General features: G+C 69.2%; 13 protein-coding genes and 1 tRNA gene. 6 read left to right on the top strand and 8 right to left on the bottom strand.

The window, feature by feature from the left end:
- Positions 1-3: 3 nt before the first annotated feature.
- From AB0G10_RS25170 to AB0G10_RS25160, 3 genes are all read right to left on the bottom strand, one after another.
- The gene (locus AB0G10_RS25170) at positions 4-2,490 is read right to left on the bottom strand and encodes a S8 family serine peptidase (protein WP_360926233.1); all 2,487 of its coding nucleotides are present in this window, start codon (positions 2,488-2,490) and stop codon (positions 4-6) included.
- The gene (locus tag AB0G10_RS25165; RefSeq protein WP_360926231.1) at positions 2,487-4,943 is read right to left on the bottom strand and encodes a S8 family serine peptidase; all 2,457 of its coding nucleotides are present in this window, start codon (positions 4,941-4,943) and stop codon (positions 2,487-2,489) included. Before AB0G10_RS25165 ends, AB0G10_RS25170 begins: the two co-directional genes overlap by 4 nt.
- 157 nt (positions 4,944-5,100) lie before the next feature.
- On the bottom strand, positions 5,101-6,957 hold the full coding sequence (locus tag AB0G10_RS25160; protein WP_360926229.1) for an acyl-CoA dehydrogenase: 1,857 nt from the start codon (positions 6,955-6,957) through the stop codon (positions 5,101-5,103).
- A gap of 272 nt (positions 6,958-7,229) precedes the next feature.
- Here AB0G10_RS25160 and AB0G10_RS25155 point away from each other — a divergent pair, with 272 nt between their 5' ends.
- Positions 7,230-7,385: a hypothetical protein gene (locus AB0G10_RS25155; protein WP_360926227.1), complete on the top strand. Its 156-nt coding sequence runs from the start codon at positions 7,230-7,232 to the stop codon at positions 7,383-7,385.
- Here the strand turns inward: AB0G10_RS25155 and AB0G10_RS25150 are convergent.
- On the bottom strand, positions 7,382-8,509 hold the full coding sequence (locus AB0G10_RS25150; protein WP_360926225.1) for a PP2C family protein-serine/threonine phosphatase: 1,128 nt from the start codon (positions 8,507-8,509) through the stop codon (positions 7,382-7,384). The two genes, AB0G10_RS25155 and AB0G10_RS25150, sit on opposite strands and share 4 nt — an antisense overlap.
- Positions 8,510-8,633: 124 nt before the next feature.
- Here AB0G10_RS25150 and AB0G10_RS25145 point away from each other — a divergent pair, with 124 nt between their 5' ends.
- Positions 8,634-9,176, top strand: a complete 543-nt coding sequence (locus tag AB0G10_RS25145; RefSeq protein WP_360926222.1) for a phosphoribosyltransferase — start codon at positions 8,634-8,636, stop codon at positions 9,174-9,176.
- Here AB0G10_RS25145 and AB0G10_RS25140 read toward each other — a convergent pair.
- Positions 9,173-9,454 carry a YciI family protein gene (locus tag AB0G10_RS25140; protein ID WP_360926487.1) on the bottom strand — a complete coding sequence of 94 codons (282 nt, stop codon included), beginning with the start codon at positions 9,452-9,454 and terminating at the stop codon, positions 9,173-9,175. The two genes, AB0G10_RS25145 and AB0G10_RS25140, sit on opposite strands and share 4 nt — an antisense overlap.
- A gap of 121 nt (positions 9,455-9,575) precedes the next feature.
- Between AB0G10_RS25140 and AB0G10_RS25135 the strand changes: the two genes are divergently transcribed.
- Positions 9,576-10,076, top strand: a complete 501-nt coding sequence (locus tag AB0G10_RS25135; RefSeq protein ID WP_360926219.1) for a YcxB family protein — start codon at positions 9,576-9,578, stop codon at positions 10,074-10,076.
- Here AB0G10_RS25135 and dcd read toward each other — a convergent pair.
- The gene (dcd, locus tag AB0G10_RS25130; protein WP_360926216.1) at positions 10,048-10,626 is read right to left on the bottom strand and encodes a dCTP deaminase; all 579 of its coding nucleotides are present in this window, start codon (positions 10,624-10,626) and stop codon (positions 10,048-10,050) included. The genes AB0G10_RS25135 and dcd overlap by 29 nt on opposite strands.
- A 75-nt stretch (positions 10,627-10,701) precedes the next feature.
- On the opposite strand from dcd, the gene AB0G10_RS25125 reads away from it, so the two are divergent.
- Together AB0G10_RS25125 and AB0G10_RS25120 are read left to right on the top strand one after the other, a co-directional pair.
- Complete coding sequence (locus AB0G10_RS25125) at positions 10,702-11,208, top strand: pyridoxamine 5'-phosphate oxidase family protein (RefSeq protein ID WP_360926213.1); 507 nt, start codon at positions 10,702-10,704, stop codon at positions 11,206-11,208.
- Between the two features lie 53 nt (positions 11,209-11,261).
- Positions 11,262-11,332, top strand: a tRNA-Gly gene (locus tag AB0G10_RS25120).
- Between the two features lie 165 nt (positions 11,333-11,497).
- Here AB0G10_RS25120 and AB0G10_RS25115 read toward each other — a convergent pair.
- Complete coding sequence (locus AB0G10_RS25115; RefSeq protein ID WP_360926211.1) at positions 11,498-13,264, bottom strand: ATP-binding protein; 1,767 nt, start codon at positions 13,262-13,264, stop codon at positions 11,498-11,500.
- Between the two features lie 357 nt (positions 13,265-13,621).
- On the opposite strand from AB0G10_RS25115, the gene AB0G10_RS25110 reads away from it, so the two are divergent.
- On the top strand, positions 13,622-16,795 hold the full coding sequence (locus AB0G10_RS25110; protein ID WP_360926208.1) for a FlgD immunoglobulin-like domain containing protein: 3,174 nt from the start codon (positions 13,622-13,624) through the stop codon (positions 16,793-16,795).
- Here the strand turns inward: AB0G10_RS25110 and AB0G10_RS25105 are convergent.
- The gene (locus AB0G10_RS25105; RefSeq protein WP_360926206.1) at positions 16,782-17,543 is read right to left on the bottom strand and encodes a LamG domain-containing protein; all 762 of its coding nucleotides are present in this window, start codon (positions 17,541-17,543) and stop codon (positions 16,782-16,784) included. The two genes, AB0G10_RS25110 and AB0G10_RS25105, sit on opposite strands and share 14 nt — an antisense overlap.
- Positions 17,544-17,696: the final 153 nt, after the last annotated feature.

Here is a 17,696-nt window from a genome sequence, read left to right as displayed (position 1 = left end):
CGGCTACTTGCGGTACCAGGTCCGGACGCTGGTGTAGGTGACGTTGCCGAGCTTGTCGTACGCCCGGACCCGCACCTTCATCGTCTTCTTCTGCTTCTTGGTGTTGACGCTCAGGACGTACCCCGAGGTCTTGTCCGCCGCGACCACCTTGCCGTTGACGATCAGCTCGACCCGCGCGACGCCGGAGGCGTCGGAAGCCTTCACCGAGACCTTGACCGTGCCCTTGACCTTCGCCTTGTTCTTCGGCGCCTTCGTGATCGACACGGTCGGCGCCTTGTTGTCGGCGATCACGGTCCGCGTGTAGGACCGGAGGTTGCCCAGCTTGTCGGTCAGCTGCCAGGTCAGCTTGATCTTGCCGTTGAGGCCGCCGATCTTGACCTTCCCGGAGAACGGCGCGGCCTTGTCCACACCGATGTACTTGCCGTTCGCCCAGAGCTCGGCCTTGGCCACCCCGGCGCCGTCGCTCACCCCGGTCAGCGTGGTGGTGAACGTGCCACGGACCCGGGTGTTCTGCTTCGGCGTGACCGTGGCCACCGGGCCGGCGTTGTCGGCGATCAGGGTGCGGTTGAGGACGCTCGTGTTCCCGGCCCTGTCGGTCAGCTTCCAGGTCAGGACGAACCTGCCGTTCACCCCGCTGGTGTCCACCCACCGGCCGATGCCGTCGCCGATGTATTCGCCGTTCGCCCAGAGACCCGACTCCGCGACCCCGGTGGCGTCACGGCGATCGACGAGCCACGTGTTGACGAGCCCGCGCACCCGGGTGTTCTCCGCCGGCACGACCGTCGCGGTCGGCCCCGCGCCGTCGATCACCACGTCCAGCCTGCGGTGCGAGCCGTTGTTCAGAGCGTCATAGACCCAGACCGAGAACGACCCGGTCCTGCCGTCCCCTTCGACGTCCGGCTCAACCGTCGCCTGCCAGTCCTGCGAGCCGGCCACCCGGATCATGTCCTTGCCGTTGACAGTGGCCGAGGCGATGTCGGAAGTGCCACGGAACACCACCCTGACCGGGACGGGCTTGCGATACACCGCGTAGTTCGCCGGCGCCACGAAGCCACCGCCGGTCGGCCCGGCGGTGTCGACCGGGACGGCCTGCGTCAGCTCGCCCACCTTGCCGGCCAGGTCGTACACCTTCGCGGTCACCCGCATCGTTCCGGCGAACCGGTCCGGCGGTATCAGATAGATCGGCTTCCAGGAGCGGTTGCGGATGCCTATCGTCTTGCCGTCGACGAGGAACTCCACGCGGTCCACGCCGTAGTCGTCGACGATCGTCGGCCACACCTCGGTCACGCGGGAGACGACGCCGTTGTGGGTCCGGGTCAGTCCCAGTCCGGTCACCCGGGGCTGTTCGGTGTCCTCGCCGCCGAGGCTGTAGAGCGCCCGGCCCACGTTCAGGAAGTCGACCGGCCACGTGTCGCGCCCCGAGTTGGCGCGAGTGACGTTGTCGGTGAGCAGCTTGCGCAGGTCGGCCGGGGTGGCCTCCGGCTTCGCGGACAGCAGGAGCGCCGCCGCCCCGGACGTGAGCGCGACCGGCGCCTCCACCCGGCCGACCGCCCGCAGGTCGCCGTTCGCGTCGACAGCGGGCGCCTGCCAGGACGCGGCCAGGTCCACCCACGGCGAACCCTTGACGTTGCGGCGCCCGGTGTATCCCTCCGGGAAGGCCTCGGTGACGCCGAGGACCGGTTCGATCGCCGCCGGGTAGAGCCGGTCCGGGCCCACATGCGCGGCCGACGACACGATCAGCGCGCCCTTGCTGTCGGCGTAGCGCACCGCCTCGGGGAGCAGGCGGCTCGCCGTGAAGGCGACGAGCGAGATGTTGATGATCCGGGCGCCGTGATCGGCGGCCCAGACGATGCCGGCGGCCAGGTCGGCCTCGCGTCCCTCGACCTGGTTCCCGGACTCCTTGCGAGCCACCCGCACCGGCATGATCCGGCAGGCGGCGCAGATGCCCGTCGTGCCGAAACCGTCGCCCGCTCCGGCCGCGATGACCCCGGCCACCATGGTCCCGTGCCCGCTGTCGTCGGCCGGGTCCGCGTCGCCGTCGACGAAGTCGTGACCCGCCACGAGGCGGTCGGCCGGCAGATCAGGGTTCGCGGTGACGCCGGTGTCCAGGACGGCCACGGTCACCGCGTCGCTGCCGATGTGGGCCCCACTGGTCGGCGCGTTCACCAACTGCAGTTCCTGGCCGGTGAGTGCGCGGGGATCCGCGCCACCGACGGTCTTCTGGTCGATCTCGGCGAACCGGACCGCGCCCTTCTCGGCGGTCAGCGTCGCTACGGCGGTCTCGGGCGCCACGACGCTGAGCACGCCGATGCCCTCGACGACGCGCGGCTCACTCGCCGCGATGCCGAGCCGATCCAGCAGCGCATTCCCATCGGTGCCCGCCGTGAGACCGATATTGATGCGTACGGGCGGAGCTGGCGTGGCATTCGCGGGGGCCGCGACCACGGCGCCGAGCAGGGTGGCAGTCAAGAGCAGGGCCGGCGTCCTCATTTGCGGTACCAGGTCCGGACGCTGGTGTAGGTGACGTTGCCGAGCTTGTCGTACGCCCGGACCCGCACCTTCATCGTCTTCTTCTGCTTCTTGGTGTTGGCGGACAGGACGTAACCGGCCTTCACGTCCTTGGCGACCACCTTGCCGTTGACGATCAGCTCGACCCGCGCGACGCCGGAGGCGTCTTTGGCGGAGACGTAGACCTTCACCGTGCCCTTGACCTTCGCCCTGTTCTTCGGCGCCTTGGTGATCGACACGGTCGGCGCCTTGTTGTCGGCGATCACGTTCCGCGTGTAGGTCCGGGAGTTGCCGAGCTTGTCGGTCAGCTTCCAGACCAGCTTCACGGTGCCGTTCAGCTTCCCGGTCGCCACCTTCTTCGAGTAGCCGGTGCCCAGGTACTTCCCGTTCGCCCACAGCTCGGCCTTGGCCACACCGGACGCGTCCCTCACCCCGGTCACCGAGGTGGTGAACGTGCCCCTGAGTCGCTTGTTCTGGGCCGGGTTGACCGTCGCCACCGGACCGGCGTTGTCGACCACCAGCCGCACCCCGGCCGAGGTCATGTTCCCGGCCAGGTCCTCGGAGACGGCACTGACGTAGCCGTGTGCCTTCGGCACTACGCGGGCCTGCCAGGTCCAGGCGCCGATCTTCTTCGCCGGCACGCCGTCGACGGTCAGCGATCGGAGCTCTTCCCGGACGGTCTGAGTCATGCGTACGTCGACCGCACCGCGAACATGCTGACCGTCTCGCGGCGACTCGATGGCGATGTCCGGCCGCTGGTCGTCGAAGACGACGCCGCGGTACAGCGACAGCACGTTGCCGGCGACGTCGTACACGTCGACGTAGATCCCCTCGTTGGCCGGCTTGATCTCGCCGGACCACTGCTTCGGCCCGGTCTGTTTCAGGACCACGCCTTCGGCGGTCACCTTCGCCGTGTCGGCGGTGGTCGCGGTGAAGACGACCTTCACCCGACCGCCCGTCTGCACCGGCGTGTCCTGGGCGGGCGCATCGAGCCGGCCGTCCGGCTCGATCGCGTCGAAGCGTACGGTCCGGGTCGCCTCGGCGGATCGCCCGGCGTAGTCGTAGACCCGGAGCGTGTAGGAGAGCAGGCCCTCCTCGCCCCTCGGCGGGGTGACGGTGAACCCGCCCTGCCACACGTGGTCGCGCCGGGCGACGACACCGTCGATCTCCAGCTCGCTGCGCTTGATCGCGTGGTCGTCGGAGATGCCGGGGGTGAGGCGGAACGAATGTCCGCTGACCAGCGCGAGGTTCGCAGGGTTGAGGCCGGTGATCGCCGGGGCGCGATCGTCGGCGCCGCCGAGGGAGTGGATGAGCGCGGCGGCGTCCACGATCGGGGCGTCCTCCGGCTCCATCGTGTCGGCACGTCCGGCCGTGTCCACGATCGCGGAACGGAGGTCAGCCGCCGGAAGGCCGGGTCGCATCGCCAGCCCGAGGGCCGCGATCCCGGAGACCAGGGCCGCCGAGGCCGAGGTGCCGGAGATGAATCGCAGCGTCGACTGCGTGTCCAGCGCCCGGTACGACCGCCAGGCGCCCACGTCGACCCATCGGTTCTTCTCCGAGTTCCGGTTCGAGGCGTTCAGCGCCCCGCCGAACTGTCCACCGGACGAGCCGACCGCGAGCGTCGGCTCGAACGCCGCCGGATAGTACGGCTGGACCGAGTTGTCGTCGCCCGCCGAGGCCACCACGAGAGCCCCGTCCGCGGTCGCCGCCGCGACGGCATCCTCCAGGACGCTGCTGCGCTTGGCCGTACTCAGCGACAGGTTGATGATCGGCGCCTTCTGCTCGGCCGCCCAGGCGATGCCGGCCGCGACCGTCGAGGCGTACCCCTCGGCCGGCCCTCCGGCACGGTGCTTCAGCACCCGGACCGGCATGATCCGACACTGGCCGCAAACGCCCATCCCACCGACGCCGTTACCGTGCCGCGCCGCGATCGTGGTGGCGATCAGGGTTCCGTGACCATCATCGTCCGCCGGGTCGGCGTCGCCGTCGGCGAAGTCGTAGCCGGGATCCAACCGGTCAGGGCTCAGGTCCTCGTTGGCGGTGACACCGGAGTCGACGACCGCGACCGTCACCGACGGGTCACCGATGGTCCACGTCCAGGCGCCCGGGATCTGATTGACGGTTCCCTGCGCCCTGCTGGTGGCGCCGTCCGGATCCGCAGTGGCATCCGCGGCCACCAGTGGGTCGATCTCGGCGTAGCGGACCGCGGGGTCCTTGAGCAACGTGGCGATCGCGGTAGCCGGCGCCGTCACGGTGACGGCGTCCAGACCCGGCACCGGGACCGCCTCGATTCCCAGGGGTCCCACGACCGCTGTGGCATCGGCACCGGGCACGAGCCCGATCACGAGTCGTTGCGGTGTGTCGGCCGCGGCGGCCGGTGTGGCGGTGAGGCCGGCCAGGAGCACGGCGACAAGAGAGAAGGAGACGACGCGCAAAGATGCTCCCGAGCGAAGATCCACAGTGAATCGAAAGGATCTTAACTGTCGTCGATGCGCGTCGTCTGCCCTGTTCCTCCGCGGTGAAGACGGAGGCCGGCGGACGCCATTGTCCGCCGGCCTACGTCTTTTTCAGGAGAGTGGGAAAAGCTTCAGATCAGAACGCTTCCTCGGGCAGGTCCATCGCGTCGAGGGTGGTGTTCTCGATGATGCGGCGGTCCGAGCCGATCCGGGGCAGGATCTCGCGGACGAAGAAGCGGGCCGCCGCCACCTTGCCGGTGTAGAACGCCTTGTCCGCCTCGGACACCTCACCGTTCAGCGCGTTGAGCGCCACCTCGGCCTGGCGCATCAGCAGCCACGCGAGGACGACGTCACCGAGGGCCAGCAGCACCCGGCGCGAGGAGAGGCCGATCTTGTAGAGCTCGCGGGCGTCGCCGCCCTGGACCGCCTGCAGCCAGCCGAGCGAGATGCCGAGGATCTGCTGCATCTCGCCGAGCGCCTTGCCCAGCGCCAGCCGCTCCTCCTTGAGCTGGCCGTTGCCGGCCTCGCTCTCGACGAAGCCCTGGATCTCGGCGGCGATCGTGCCGAGCGCCCGGCCGTTGTCCTTGACGATCTTGCGGAAGATCAGGTCGAGGCTCTGGATCGCGGTCGTGCCCTCGTACAGGGTGTCGATCTTCGCGTCCCGGACGTACTGCTCGAGCGGGTAGTCCTGGAGGAAGCCGGAGCCACCGAAGGTCTGCAGCGACTCGTGGCCGAGCAGCTCGTACGCCCGCTCCGAGCCGACGCCCTTGACCAGCGGCAGCAGGAAGTCGTTGATCTTGCTGGCGATCTTCGCGGCCTTCTCGTCGCCGGCGGCCTGCGCGATGGCGACCTTGTCCTGCCAGGTCGCGGTGTAGATGACCAGGGCACGCAGCGCCTCGGCGTACGACTTCTGCAGCAGCAGGGAGCGGCGTACGTCGGGGTGGTGGATGATCGTGACGCGGGGCGCGGCCTTGTCGCCGTTCTGCACCAGGTCGGCGCCCTGCACGCGGCCCTTCGCGTATTCCAGCGCGTTGAGGTAACCGGTCGACAGGGTGGCGATCGCCTTGGTGCCGACCATCATCCGGGCGTTCTCGATGATCATGAACATCTGCCGGATGCCCTCGTGCACCTCGCCGAGCAGCCAGCCCTTGGCCGGGGTGCCGTGCTCGCCGAAGGTCATCTCGCACGTGTTGGAGACCTTGATCCCCATCTTGTGCTCGACGTTCGTGGCGTAGACGCCGTTGCGCTCACCGAGCTCGCCGGTCGCCGGGTCGAAGTGGTACTTCGGCACGATGAAGAGCGAAAGGCCCTTGGTGCCGGGCCCGCCGACGCCCTCGACGCCCACCGGGCGGGCCAGGACGTAGTGGATGATGTTGTCGCTCAGGTCGTGCTCACCCGAGGTGATGAACCGCTTGACGCCCTCGATGTGCCACGAGCCGTCGGGCTGCGGGATGGCGCGGGTGCGGCCGGCACCGACGTCCGAGCCGGCGTCCGGCTCGGTGAGGACCATCGTCGAGCCCCACTGCTTCTCAACGAAGAGCTTGGCCCACTCCTTCTGCTCGTCGGTGCCCTCGACATAGGCCACGTGGGCGAAGGAGGGACCGGACGAGTACATCCAGACCGGGGCGTTCGCGCCGAGGATCTGCTCGGCGACGGCCCAGACGAGGCTGCGCGGCGCCGGCGTGCCACCGATGGCGGTCGGCAGGTCGAGCCGCCAGAACTCGGAGGCCATGAAGGTCTCGTAGGACTTCTTGAACGACTCCGGCAGCGGCGCGGTGTTCGTCGCCGGGTCGAAGACCGGTGGGTTGCGGTCCGCGTCGGCGTAGCTGGCGGCGAGATCCTCGCGGGCCAGCCGGTCGACCTCGGCGAGCACGTCGCCGGCGCTCTCCAGGTCGAACTCGTCGAACGGCGCCTGGCCGAGCGACTTCTCCGCTCCGAAGACCTCGAAGAGGTTGAACTTGAGGTCCCGAAGGTTGCTCTTGTAGTGCGTCATCGTGCTTGGCCCCGCTCTCCCGGACGCGAGTTACCCGTCAGTAACCCCACTGTATTACCCATCGGTAGCAACCGACAACCCGGGCAGGGTTTCCGGCCGAACCCACCGGGTAGGGGAGCCTGTCCGTCGGTTCGTGGGTCAAACGTCACCGATCAGGTGGCTTACCGGACAGCCGTTCGGCCATTTGCGTACTTCGACCCTCAGGACGACGTATCGCCTGCCGATGAGGCTCGTTTCACCGGATAGACAGCGAAGAACGTCAGGGGGACGCCATGTTCGCCACGATCAAGAGCCTGATTCCGGAGCCGCGCCAGGCCAACCAGCCCCGTCACTACGTCGGCCGGCATCGCCAGCCCGAGACGGTTCCACCGTCGCCGGCGCCGACCTCGCCCGCCGCTCCGGCCGAACCGGACGACAGCGCGGCCTAGCTTCCCGCAGCGCCGACTTCCCAGCTCGGCACCGGCACGGCAGCGTCGCCGTCCGGACCGACGTACTCCAGCAGGACCAGGGCGATGTCGTCCTCGAGCCGGCCGTAGACCCAGTCGACGAGCGCGGTCTCGAGGGACGCCAGTCCGTCGCCAACCGTGCCATGACCGAGCAGTCGCCACGCCCGGTCCGCGGTCGGGAAGAACTCGCCCTCGCGGCGGGCCTCGCCAAGCCCGTCGGTGAAGAGCAGCAGCCGGTCGCCCGGCTCCAGCCGTTCCACCCGTGCCTTCACCTCGGGCATGAAACCGAGCGGTGGCGCCGGCGCCGGCGGCTCCAACGGGATGACCTTGCCCCGGCGCAGCAGCAGGGGCGCGGGATGTCCACAGTTGACGATGGTGAGCGTGCCGCCGCGCTCCTCCACGAGCGCGGCGGTCACGAAGTCCTCGTCGCCGACGCTGCGGGCCACGGCGCGGTCCAGGTCGGCCACGATCGCCTTGAGATCGGCCCGCTCGTACGCGACATGCCGGTACGACCCGAGCACGATGCTAGCGAGGCGGACCGCGTCGAGGCCCTTGCCCCGGACGTCACCGATGATGATCCGGACCCCGTACGGCGTGTTCAGCGCCTCGTAGAGATCGCCGCCGATGTCGGCCGCCGCGGTGGCCGAGATGTAGCGGCCGGCGACCGAAAGTGCTCCCACCTGGGGTCCGATCGGCCGGAGCACCGCCTGCTGGGCCACCGAGGCGAGCCGGAGCAGCTCGGCGATCCGGTCGGACTGCCGCTCCCGCATCGTCGCGCCGGCCGCCGCCACGCCGGTCGCCAGCATGATCCCCAGAAGGTTGACCAGCCCGGCCATGCCCTGATCGCCGGTGGCGCCCACGAAGATCGCGCCGAGCAACGTGGCCGCGATGCCCGTGCCGAGCACGACCTGCCACACCGCGAAGACCGCGGCGAGGAACGGAACCGCCGCCAGCAGGCCCACGAACTGGGCGGACTCCTTGTCGGCGAACTCCACGGCGGACACGACGGCGAGCAGCACGACGGCCGCGCCGAGGCCGGCGCGGTTCCCGGAGCTCATCGGGCGTCGGCCCGGCAGCAAAGTAGGCATGGTTCCGCCGAACAGCATGCCCGATCCACGCGCCCTCAGGCATCATCTTGACCCCTAGGCTGAGGTGGTTCTGTCCACCCGTCACCACCGGCGTCGTTCGGTCGGTCCAAGAAGAACCGGTCCACGGTGACAGGATGTCGAAGTGACCACCGATCTGCGTGATCTTCTGCGTTCCGAGTTCCGCTGGACCAACCCCGGCCCGAACAGCGAATATCTGGTCAGCGACCGCTCCGGATGGTGGCGTGAGCCGCGGATCCTGGACGCTCTCGGCCCGGCGCTGGCTGATCTCTTCCGATCAGAGCGCCCGACGGTCGTGGTCTCGCCGGAGGTCACCGGATTTCTGCTCGGCCCGCTCGTGGCGCGGTCGCTCGGCGTCGGATTCGTGGAGGCGTACCGGGCCGGGGCGCGCCGGCCGATAGCCGAGCCGATGATCTGGGCCGAGGTGCCGGCCGACCACCGGGGCGACGTCCAGCATCTGGGCGTCCGCGAGCGCCTCTTCACCCCGGACGATCGCATCCTGGTCGTCGACGACTGGGCGTCGACCGGTGCGCAGGCGCGTGGCCTGCGCACCCTGGCCGGCAGCCGGTACGTCGGCACCGCGGTGATCTACGACGAGTGCCCGCCGGCCGTCACCGCGGAACTGGCCATCAGGAGCCTGCTGTCCGGTTCCGACCTGGATCCCTAGGGGCGGGTCCGCTGGTATCCGGCGAGCGCTCCGCGGGTGGGGTGCCAGCCCGTCGCGGTGTACTCGGCCAGGCCGCGCTGCACGTACGGGTCCTGGGCGATCACCTCGCGGGCCTCGGCCTCGGTGTCCACGTCCAGCACGATGACGCCGCCCACGGCCGGCTCCTGGCGGCCGGCCGTCACCGAGAGGCCACGCGCCTCGAGGTCGGCGATGTAGGCGAGGTGGTCCTCGCGGGCCGCGTCGACCTCGGCGAGCGGCTTCAGGTACTTCGAGATCATCAGATACACGACCCCGATCGTAGTTCCGCCGATCGGGGGATACGCGGATCGGCCGACGGCCGGGCGGCCCGGCATGTCCGCCTGGTGACGATTTGCCCTACCTGCTGGCTACCGTTGAGGGGTGCAGATCCAGTTCACCGCGGGCCCCGACCCGGTCCTGATCGCGGCCGCCGTCCGGCGCCGCCTGCGCCGCCCGGTGCTGCTGGCCCGCTGCGCGGGGTGGGCCGCCCTGCTGGCTGCCGCGTTCCTGCTGGTCACCAGGGACAGCCTGCACCCGGCGCTGCTCGTGGCCGGCGTCGCGCTCGCCGCCGGGGTGCCGCTCGTGCTGCTCAACCGCGCGGCCCGACGGGCGATCTGGGACGGCCGGGTGACGACCTTCGAGATCAGCGACGCCGGTGTTGCGAGCGCGGATCCACGAAGCTGTCATTCGTACGCATGGGCTGCTCTGAAATCAGTGGAGGAACTCCCCGGCCAGCTCCTCTTCACGCTGGGGGACATGCGGTTCCTGCCGGTGCCGACCGCGGGCCTGACCACCGCACAGATCGATCAGATCCTGGACGTGGCCGCCGCCGGCGGACTCGCGGTGAGCCGGCTCAGGATGTCGGCCATGTCCGGAAGTTGAGCGCCGACCGGCTCGCCGTCGGACCCCGCTGCCCCTGGTAGCGCGAGCCGTAGACGGACGACCCGTACGGGTGCTCGGCCGGGCTGGACAGCCGGAAGATGCACAGCTGGCCGATCTTCATGCCCGGCCACAGCTTGATCGGCAGATTCGCCACATTGGAGAGCTCCAGCGTGACGTGCCCGGAGAAGCCCGGGTCGATGAAGCCGGCCGTCGAGTGCGTCAGCAGACCGAGACGCCCGAGGCTGCTCTTCCCCTCCAGCCGGGCAGCCAGCTGCTGGCCGAGAGTGATCACCTCGAGGGTGGACGCCAGCACGAACTCGCCCGGGTGCAGCACGAACGGCTGACCATCCTCCACCTCGACGGCGGCGGTGAGCTCGTCCTGCTGCTCGGCCGGATCGATGTGCGTGTACAGGTGGTTGTTGAACACCCGGAAGAAGCGGTCCAGCCGCACGTCGATGCTGGACGGCTGCATGAGCGACGGCTCGAACGGCTCCAGCGAGAGATCCCCGGATTTGATCTCGGAGACCAGGTCACGGTCGGAGAGCAGCATCGCAACACCATACCGACCTGCCCATATCGGCGTGTTCGGTGGATGACTCGAACACTTGTTCGATAGAATGTGGTCATGGCATCCTGGTCCGACTTCGCGGCAGCCGAGCCGACGCTCGCCGCCGGCGTCCGCGCGCTCCTCCAGCAATACGGTCCCGGCATGGGCTACCTCGCCACCGTCCGCGCCGACGGCGGCCCCCGCGTGCACCCGGTCTCCCCGGTCTTCACCGACGGCGGCCTCTACTGCTTCATCGTCGACTCGCCGAAACGCCGCGACCTGGAGCGCGACGGGCGCTACGCCCTGCACTCCTACCCGCCGGAGGACAGCGACGACGAGGCCTCGCTGACCGGCCGCGCCATCCCCGTCACCGACCCGGTCACCATCGCCCACCTGGCCGGCGCCCTGCACGCCTCACCCGACGTCGACTGGCGCCTCTTCGAACTCACCGTCGAGACCGCCATGCTCCGCCACCACGGCCCGGCCGGCGCCCTCCCACTGGCCGAGTCCCCCTTCACCGCCGCGTTCACCCAGACGTGGCGGGCCCCCCACAACTTACGGCGGCCGCTGGCCATAGCGAGTTGATCGCGGGGCGGTCCCGCCACACTTCCGGATAATCAGGTACAGTGGGGCCGCTTGCGGGTGTAGTTCAATGGCAGAACATCAGCTTCCCAAGCTGACAGTGCGGGTTCGATTCCCGTCACCCGCTCATCGGTGAGAGGCCCGTGTCCGCGGAAAGCGCGGACCGGGCCTCCTCGCATTTCTGCTTGGGCCGAGCCCTCGGGCCCACGGCGCGGCGGCGACGTCTGGGTGCGTGGTGTTCGCCGTCGCAGCGTTAACAGTGAACACTGAGCTTGGGTGGCGCCTGAGCGAACTAGAAGAGTCCCTCTGGCTTGGCAGTAGCTGACGGCTGCACGCGGCGATACTTCGTATGCTTGCTTGCGGTCGATGCCTCGGTCGCCTCGACCAACCCTTCACGACGAAGCATCGTCAGCCATCGACGAACCGTCTGATCGGACAAGCCGGTCCTGGCGGCGAGTTCGGCGCGAGAAGCGGTCGTTGCACCCAGCGCCTCGAGAATTTCTTCGCGGCGGTCAGCCGGCGCCATCCGACCAGATCGGGCACTCCCGTCACCCGCCACGAGCCGCTGAGGCAAACGGTATCTGGCCCATCTACCGGTGCCCACTTGCTCAACGAGCTCACGTGCCACCAGGTCCTGAAGTTCGGCGGTGACCTTGCGGGAGTCAAGGCCGGTCATCTTGCGATAACTGGCGTTGTCGATGACCGTGCCGTCATGCATCACGCCAAGAGCCATGCACTGACTGTCGGTCAGCCCCGTTTGACCGAGGCTACCTATCCACCGGACCACATCGTCGCTGAGTAAAGAATGGTTGGGGAACGTCACCACGAAAGACGAGATCCGATCGTCGAACTTCGGCGCGGTCATACCAGAACGACGCAATGAGATCAGCATGGCTCGGATTCCCGACCCCCGGTTCTCGCACACCGTTCGATCTTCACCCGGAATCGGAACATCCTCCAGGACCCTGAGAAGCGAGGCGTTCCTGGAGGATGTCGCTCCTTCATCGCCGAGGTTCTCCAGCGTTACCGGACCGTAGAGCCCACCCGCGTTGCGTATGACCAAGCGGTCGGGGAACATCTCCACCTGGACCTGCGCGCCCCGAGATGCTGCAGAGAGATCCCTGTGGACAAGAGCGTTAGTCACAGCCTCCCTGAGGGCGGTTTCCGGGTACTCCCAAATGTCCTGCCGTCCAGCGCCGGTCGTTATGGAGCGACGTGACATGTTCCGCTGAATGGCCGCCAAGGCATCGCGGACCATGACTGGAATTGGGCCCTCGATCGCAACACTGTCCAGAAACCTGACACCCGTCTCCTCGGCCGACCCGCCGGGCGTGGGGTAGTGAACAAACGTCAGCATGAGCTGGGGAAAGTGTTCTTGAGGGTAGGTACCGAGGGCCAGGAGCCCGCCGACAGACACGTCGTCACCCGATCCGTCCGAACGCGGGATCAACACCTTCGTGCGGCGGAGGATCTCCTCTACGGTGAGGTCACGGTAGGAATAAGGGCGGCTGCTGCGAAGGCGCAGCATCATCGCCGAGACCAGGTGGGAGTCGAGAGCGTCGGCTCCCACGCCTGGGACTGGCTCCAAATCGTCCTTCGGCTGCCCTCGTGCAGACAACATCATCTGCACTTCATAGCTGGACAGTTGCCGGTCGCCGTCATGCAGCCGCGTGTAGGCCCCCTTGGTCAGGCCGGCACCTCTGTAGTAACAGGGCTTCTGCTCACGCGGAATCTCCGGCACCTCGGCGACGACCAGTTGAACGCCCTCGAAGGGATGGATCTGTATGTAGGGTCGGACCGGCGGCTCCATCTCGCTGGCGCAGAGCGAGGCCAAGTCCGCGGCTAGCTTGGCGGGATCAGCCAGCTTGACCGGCTGAAATCTTTCGTTTTCATCCAGTCCGAGGACGACAACCCCACCGCGGGTGTTGGAGAAGGCCGACAACGTCTCCCGCAGGCTCTTAGGAAGGCCTCCCTGCGCCTTTTTCACCTCGATGTCGGCCACGTCGCTACCTAGTACGCGGAGGTTCTCGACAATTTCAGCAAGTTCCTCGGCGTTCACGGTCCACCATCCTGCTAACCATCCTGATTATCAGGCAGGTTAGCAGGATACGGAGAGCACCGACTCCCGTCACCCGCTCGGGGTGCGCGCTCTGTGGGTGGTCGCTCTTCCCTTTCTTTTGTACGAGGTTCCGACCGCCCACAACCGCATCGGCGGGGTCACCGGTTTTCGGCGCGGGGTTGGTGGGTGGGCCTGGCCGTTGGGCGGGTTTCGCTATCGGTGGGTGGCTGGGCTTCCTGCGGGTCGATGGGTTTGGATCTCTGCTGCTAGGGTGCAGCCACGTGTGCTCGGGGGTGCCACGGTGGCCTCGCGCCCACTGGTGGAAGTCCCCCGTTCTTCGGTCATCAGGAGGATCGGTTGGGGACTGCCCGCCGGCTGCTCGGTTCAGTTCGTCTCATCTCTTTTCTCTCCCTTGTCTCGGTGCTGGTCGGCGGGACCCTCGCCGCCCCGGCCACAGCCGCCGCGCAGGCCGCCGCCGGCAGCGAGATCGTTGTTCCGGCCGCGGCCCGGGCCGTGCCCCGCGCCACCCGGATCCTCAATGCCGGTGACAGCGGCTTCCTGTGGGCTCAGGAAGGTGACGATCGGCTGCTCTGGACCGCCTATGCGAGCGGGGCGACGAACGCCCTCCCGCAGCGGCTGCCCGAAAAGCTGGTTTACGACGTCGATTCCGGATATTTCCGGAATGGCCCTTCCTTCCAAGCGGGCTGGTACGGCGCCGGCTCCGATGTGGTCGCCACCCTCGACGGGTCGGAGGTCGAACTCCGCGACACCACGGGAGTCCTCCGCACGGTCAGCTTGCCGGAGGGACACTCCTACCGCGGAACCTTCGGCGGCGTCGTCCTCAGCCGGAGTGGCGGGGACGGAACGCCGGAGGCCTACCACCTGTGGCGGCCGGCCGGCAGCGAGACCGTGGTCATGCCGGAAGGTGCGGAACAGATCCAGGTCGAGGACGGCGACGCCCGTTCGGTGGTCCTGCGATTCCAGACCGCCGAGGGCAGCCGCTGGGGCATCCTCGACCTGGCCACCGCCGTCGTCACCCCGCTGACCGGCGACGACGGCTGGGCCGCCGACGCGGTCCGGCTCGCGGCCGGCTCGGTTCTGCGGATCCGGTCCGGGTGGATGAAGCTCGACCTCTACGACCGGGACGATCTGTCGGCCGAGCCCCGGCAGGTCGACAGCGGGGCGTTCTCCTACGAGGCCGAGTACGGCGTCGTCGGGTCGACGATCCTCGCCGTCGAGCCGGTCTGGCCGGGCAACAACCTGTACCGCGGACAGACGCTGTGGGCGGTGTCCGCCACCGACGCCGACCCGGACCAGGTCTCCGTGATGAACCCGGCCGCCCACCAGATCGCGGCCGCCCCGGACGGGTCGGTGCTCGTCGCCGGAGCGGCGGAGTACCGGGCCACCGGCGACCTCGACTGGGGGATCTACCGGGTGAGCCGGCAGGCGGACGGCTCGATCGTCCGCAGCCGGGTGACGGCGGTGCAGCCGATGCCCGCCCAGGTGCACGGGCTCGCTCTGGGCAGCGGGATCCTCTCCACCGCCTCGGCCGGTGACCACTACAGCCCCGGCGACGTGATCGGGGCCTATCGGAGTGACTGGCTCGGCACGTCCGGCGTCGTCCGGTCGAGTGTGGACGGCTACGTGGCGTCCTGGGAGGGCTACTGCGGGGAGAGTCAGCCGCGGTGCATCACGATGTTCGCCGACGGCGCCGGGCACCAGGGCCGCCTCATGAACGCGCAGTCGGACCGGACCACGCTGACCGTCAACGGCAAGAGCACCCCGGGGCCCAGTGTCACCAGCGGTCTCGACAGCCCCCAGCTCGGCGAGCTGTCCGGCCGGTACGGCGTGATCAACTCGGCGTCGTCGACCGCGCAGCAGATCGTCGACTTCCGGCGCGGCGCCGTGCTGCAGAAGCGGAACCGGGTCGGCACCGCGATCTGGGGCGACATCCTGTGGAGCGGGGCCGCCGAGGGCGGCACCGTGCAGGCGAAGCGGATCTCGTCCGGGGCCGCTGTCGAGAGCTTCACCACGCACAACGGCTGCACCCCGTCGGAGCTTCAGGCCGCCGGCCGGTTCGTCTACTACACCTGCGTCGACTACTGGGGCGGCGTGCAGGGTTCCGGCCTCTACGACCGGGTCGCCAAGCGCACCACGACCGCACCGGCCGGCGACGTGCTGCTCGGCGACGGCTACCTGGTCGAGAAGGCCGACGGCGCCGGCCTGCGCCTGTTCGACCTGCACGGCGGCCTGCCTGCGGGCGGGTCGCACACCGCGATCCCGAGCCGGGTGCTGGTCACCGCGGCGCAGCTCGGCACGTTCACCGAGCGGCGCACCAGCTGGACCGTGGACCGGTTCGGCGGCGGCGTGGCCTACGCCGACGACCAGCAGCGGGTGCACGTCGTGCCGTCCGGTGTCCCGGCGCCCGCGATCTCCGTCATCGACTCGGTGACCGGCACCGCGGCGGCGAACTGGACCGGCGACTGGTGGCTCTCCAAGCCGGCCGCGTCGTGGCAGCTCACGTTCAAGAACACCGCCGGGGCTACGCTGCGGACGATCAACGGCTCGACCGCGTACGGCCTGATCCACGCGACCTGGGACGGCAAGGACTCGGCCGGCAAGGCGGTCGCCGACGGGACGTTCACCTGGACGCTCACGGCCAAGCCCGCCGACGGGATCGGCGCCGCGCTGACGACCGGCACCGCGCCGGCGCCGCTCACCGCGACCCGGGCCCCGGCGATCGGCGGAACCGTGGCGGTCGGCTCCACCGTGACCGCGTCGACCGGCACCTGGTCGCCGGCGCCGACCTCATACGCCTACCAGTGGGCCGCCGGCGGCGTGGCGATCAAGGGCGCGACCGGTTCCTCGTACGCAATCCCTGCTTCTCTGCTCGGAAAGCGCCTCACCGTGACCGTCACGGCCAAGCGCGCCGGTCACCCGAACGGCGTGTCCACGTCGGCGGCGTCGGCGGCGGTCGCGGCCGGCCGGGCCCCGAAGGCGACGAAGGCGCCTGCCGTCACCGGCACCGTGGCGGTCGGCTCCACCGTCAAGGCCACAGCCGGCACCTGGTCGCCCGCGGCGAGCTCGTACGCCTACCAGTGGGCCGCCAACGGCGTGGCGATCAAGGGTGCGACCGGTTCCTCGTACACGATCAGCGCCTCCCAGCTCGGGAAGCGCCTCACCGTGACCGTCACCGCGAAGCGTGCCGGTCACACGAACGGTGTGGCGAAGTCGGCGTCGTCGGCGAAGGTCGCCAAGGGCAAGGCGCCGAAGGCGACGAAGAAGCCGAAGGTCACCGGCACCGCCAAGGTCGGCAAGAAGGTGAAGGCTTCGGTCGGCACCTGGTCGCCGAAGGCGACCTCCTACCGGTACGAATGGCGGCTGAACGGGAAGCTGATCAAGGGGGCGACCGGCGCGACGCTGAAGCTGAAGTCCTCGATGAGGAAGAAGAAGCTGACCGTCACGGTGATCGCCAAGCGGACCGGCCACACGGACGGCCGCGCCACGAGCGCCTCGGTCAAGATCCGCTGATCGAGACGAAGACGTTGTCGATGGCCCCCGCGAACTGATCGTTCCCGGGGGCCGCTCCCTTTCCGCCGACCCGCAGCGGCTCGGCGTTCGCGATCGAGAGCATCGGCGGGACCGGGACCCAGGCCCGCAGCACGCCGTCGACGATCATCAGGAGCCGGTTGGGGGTCCGCCGGCACTCGAGGTCGTGCCAGGCGCCGTCGGCCACGTCCAGGAAGGGCTCGGCCCGGTAGATGCGGGCCCGCTGACCGGCGATCACGCAGCTCGGGTGGCCCTGCCGGTGGTCGACCTGGAGCTTGAACTGGCTGATGCCGCCGACCGAGTAGCCCTTCTGCAGCACGTTCGCGCCGTCGGCCAGGTCGGCGTGGGTCATCAGGACCGAGGCGCCGTAGCGGAGCGGGCGCCGGCCCGGGTTCAGGTCGTCGTCGCGGACCCCTTCGAGGATGGCGCGGGGGCAGTCGCGCTCGCGGGGCAGCGTGCAGCGGTCCGGATAGTCGACGGCCAGGCCACCCCCGTTCGGCGAGGAGCGCGGCACCAGCCGCAGCGTCCCGCCGTTCTGCCCGAGCGGCCGGAGCCGAAAGCGCCCGCTCAGGTCGGCGATCGGGTGGCCGGCACCCTCGTCGAAGTCGTACCGGACGGTCAGGGGACCGCCCGCGACCCGGACCCGGGCCGGGTTGATGGGGTCGGTGAGCCCGCCACTTGCGGGTGACGCCGGTACCGCATCGGCCCTCGCCGGGGCATGATTGATCAAGAGAAGTGCGCAGCCGAGGACGAGTGTGGCTGACAGGGCGCCGACCGGAACGACACGCCGTCTTCTGTGAAGCATGCGGTTAATTGTCCGGATTGCTCCCCCGTCGTCCGCTTGAAACTCCGAGTGTGAGCGAAAGCACCCATACGCGGTAAA

Source organism: Actinoplanes sp. NPDC023714 (assembly GCF_040639855.1).
Taxonomy (GTDB): domain Bacteria; phylum Actinomycetota; class Actinomycetes; order Mycobacteriales; family Micromonosporaceae; genus Actinoplanes.
Note: the sequence above shows the minus strand (reverse complement) of the source record. Positions and strands in the feature narration are given on the sequence as shown.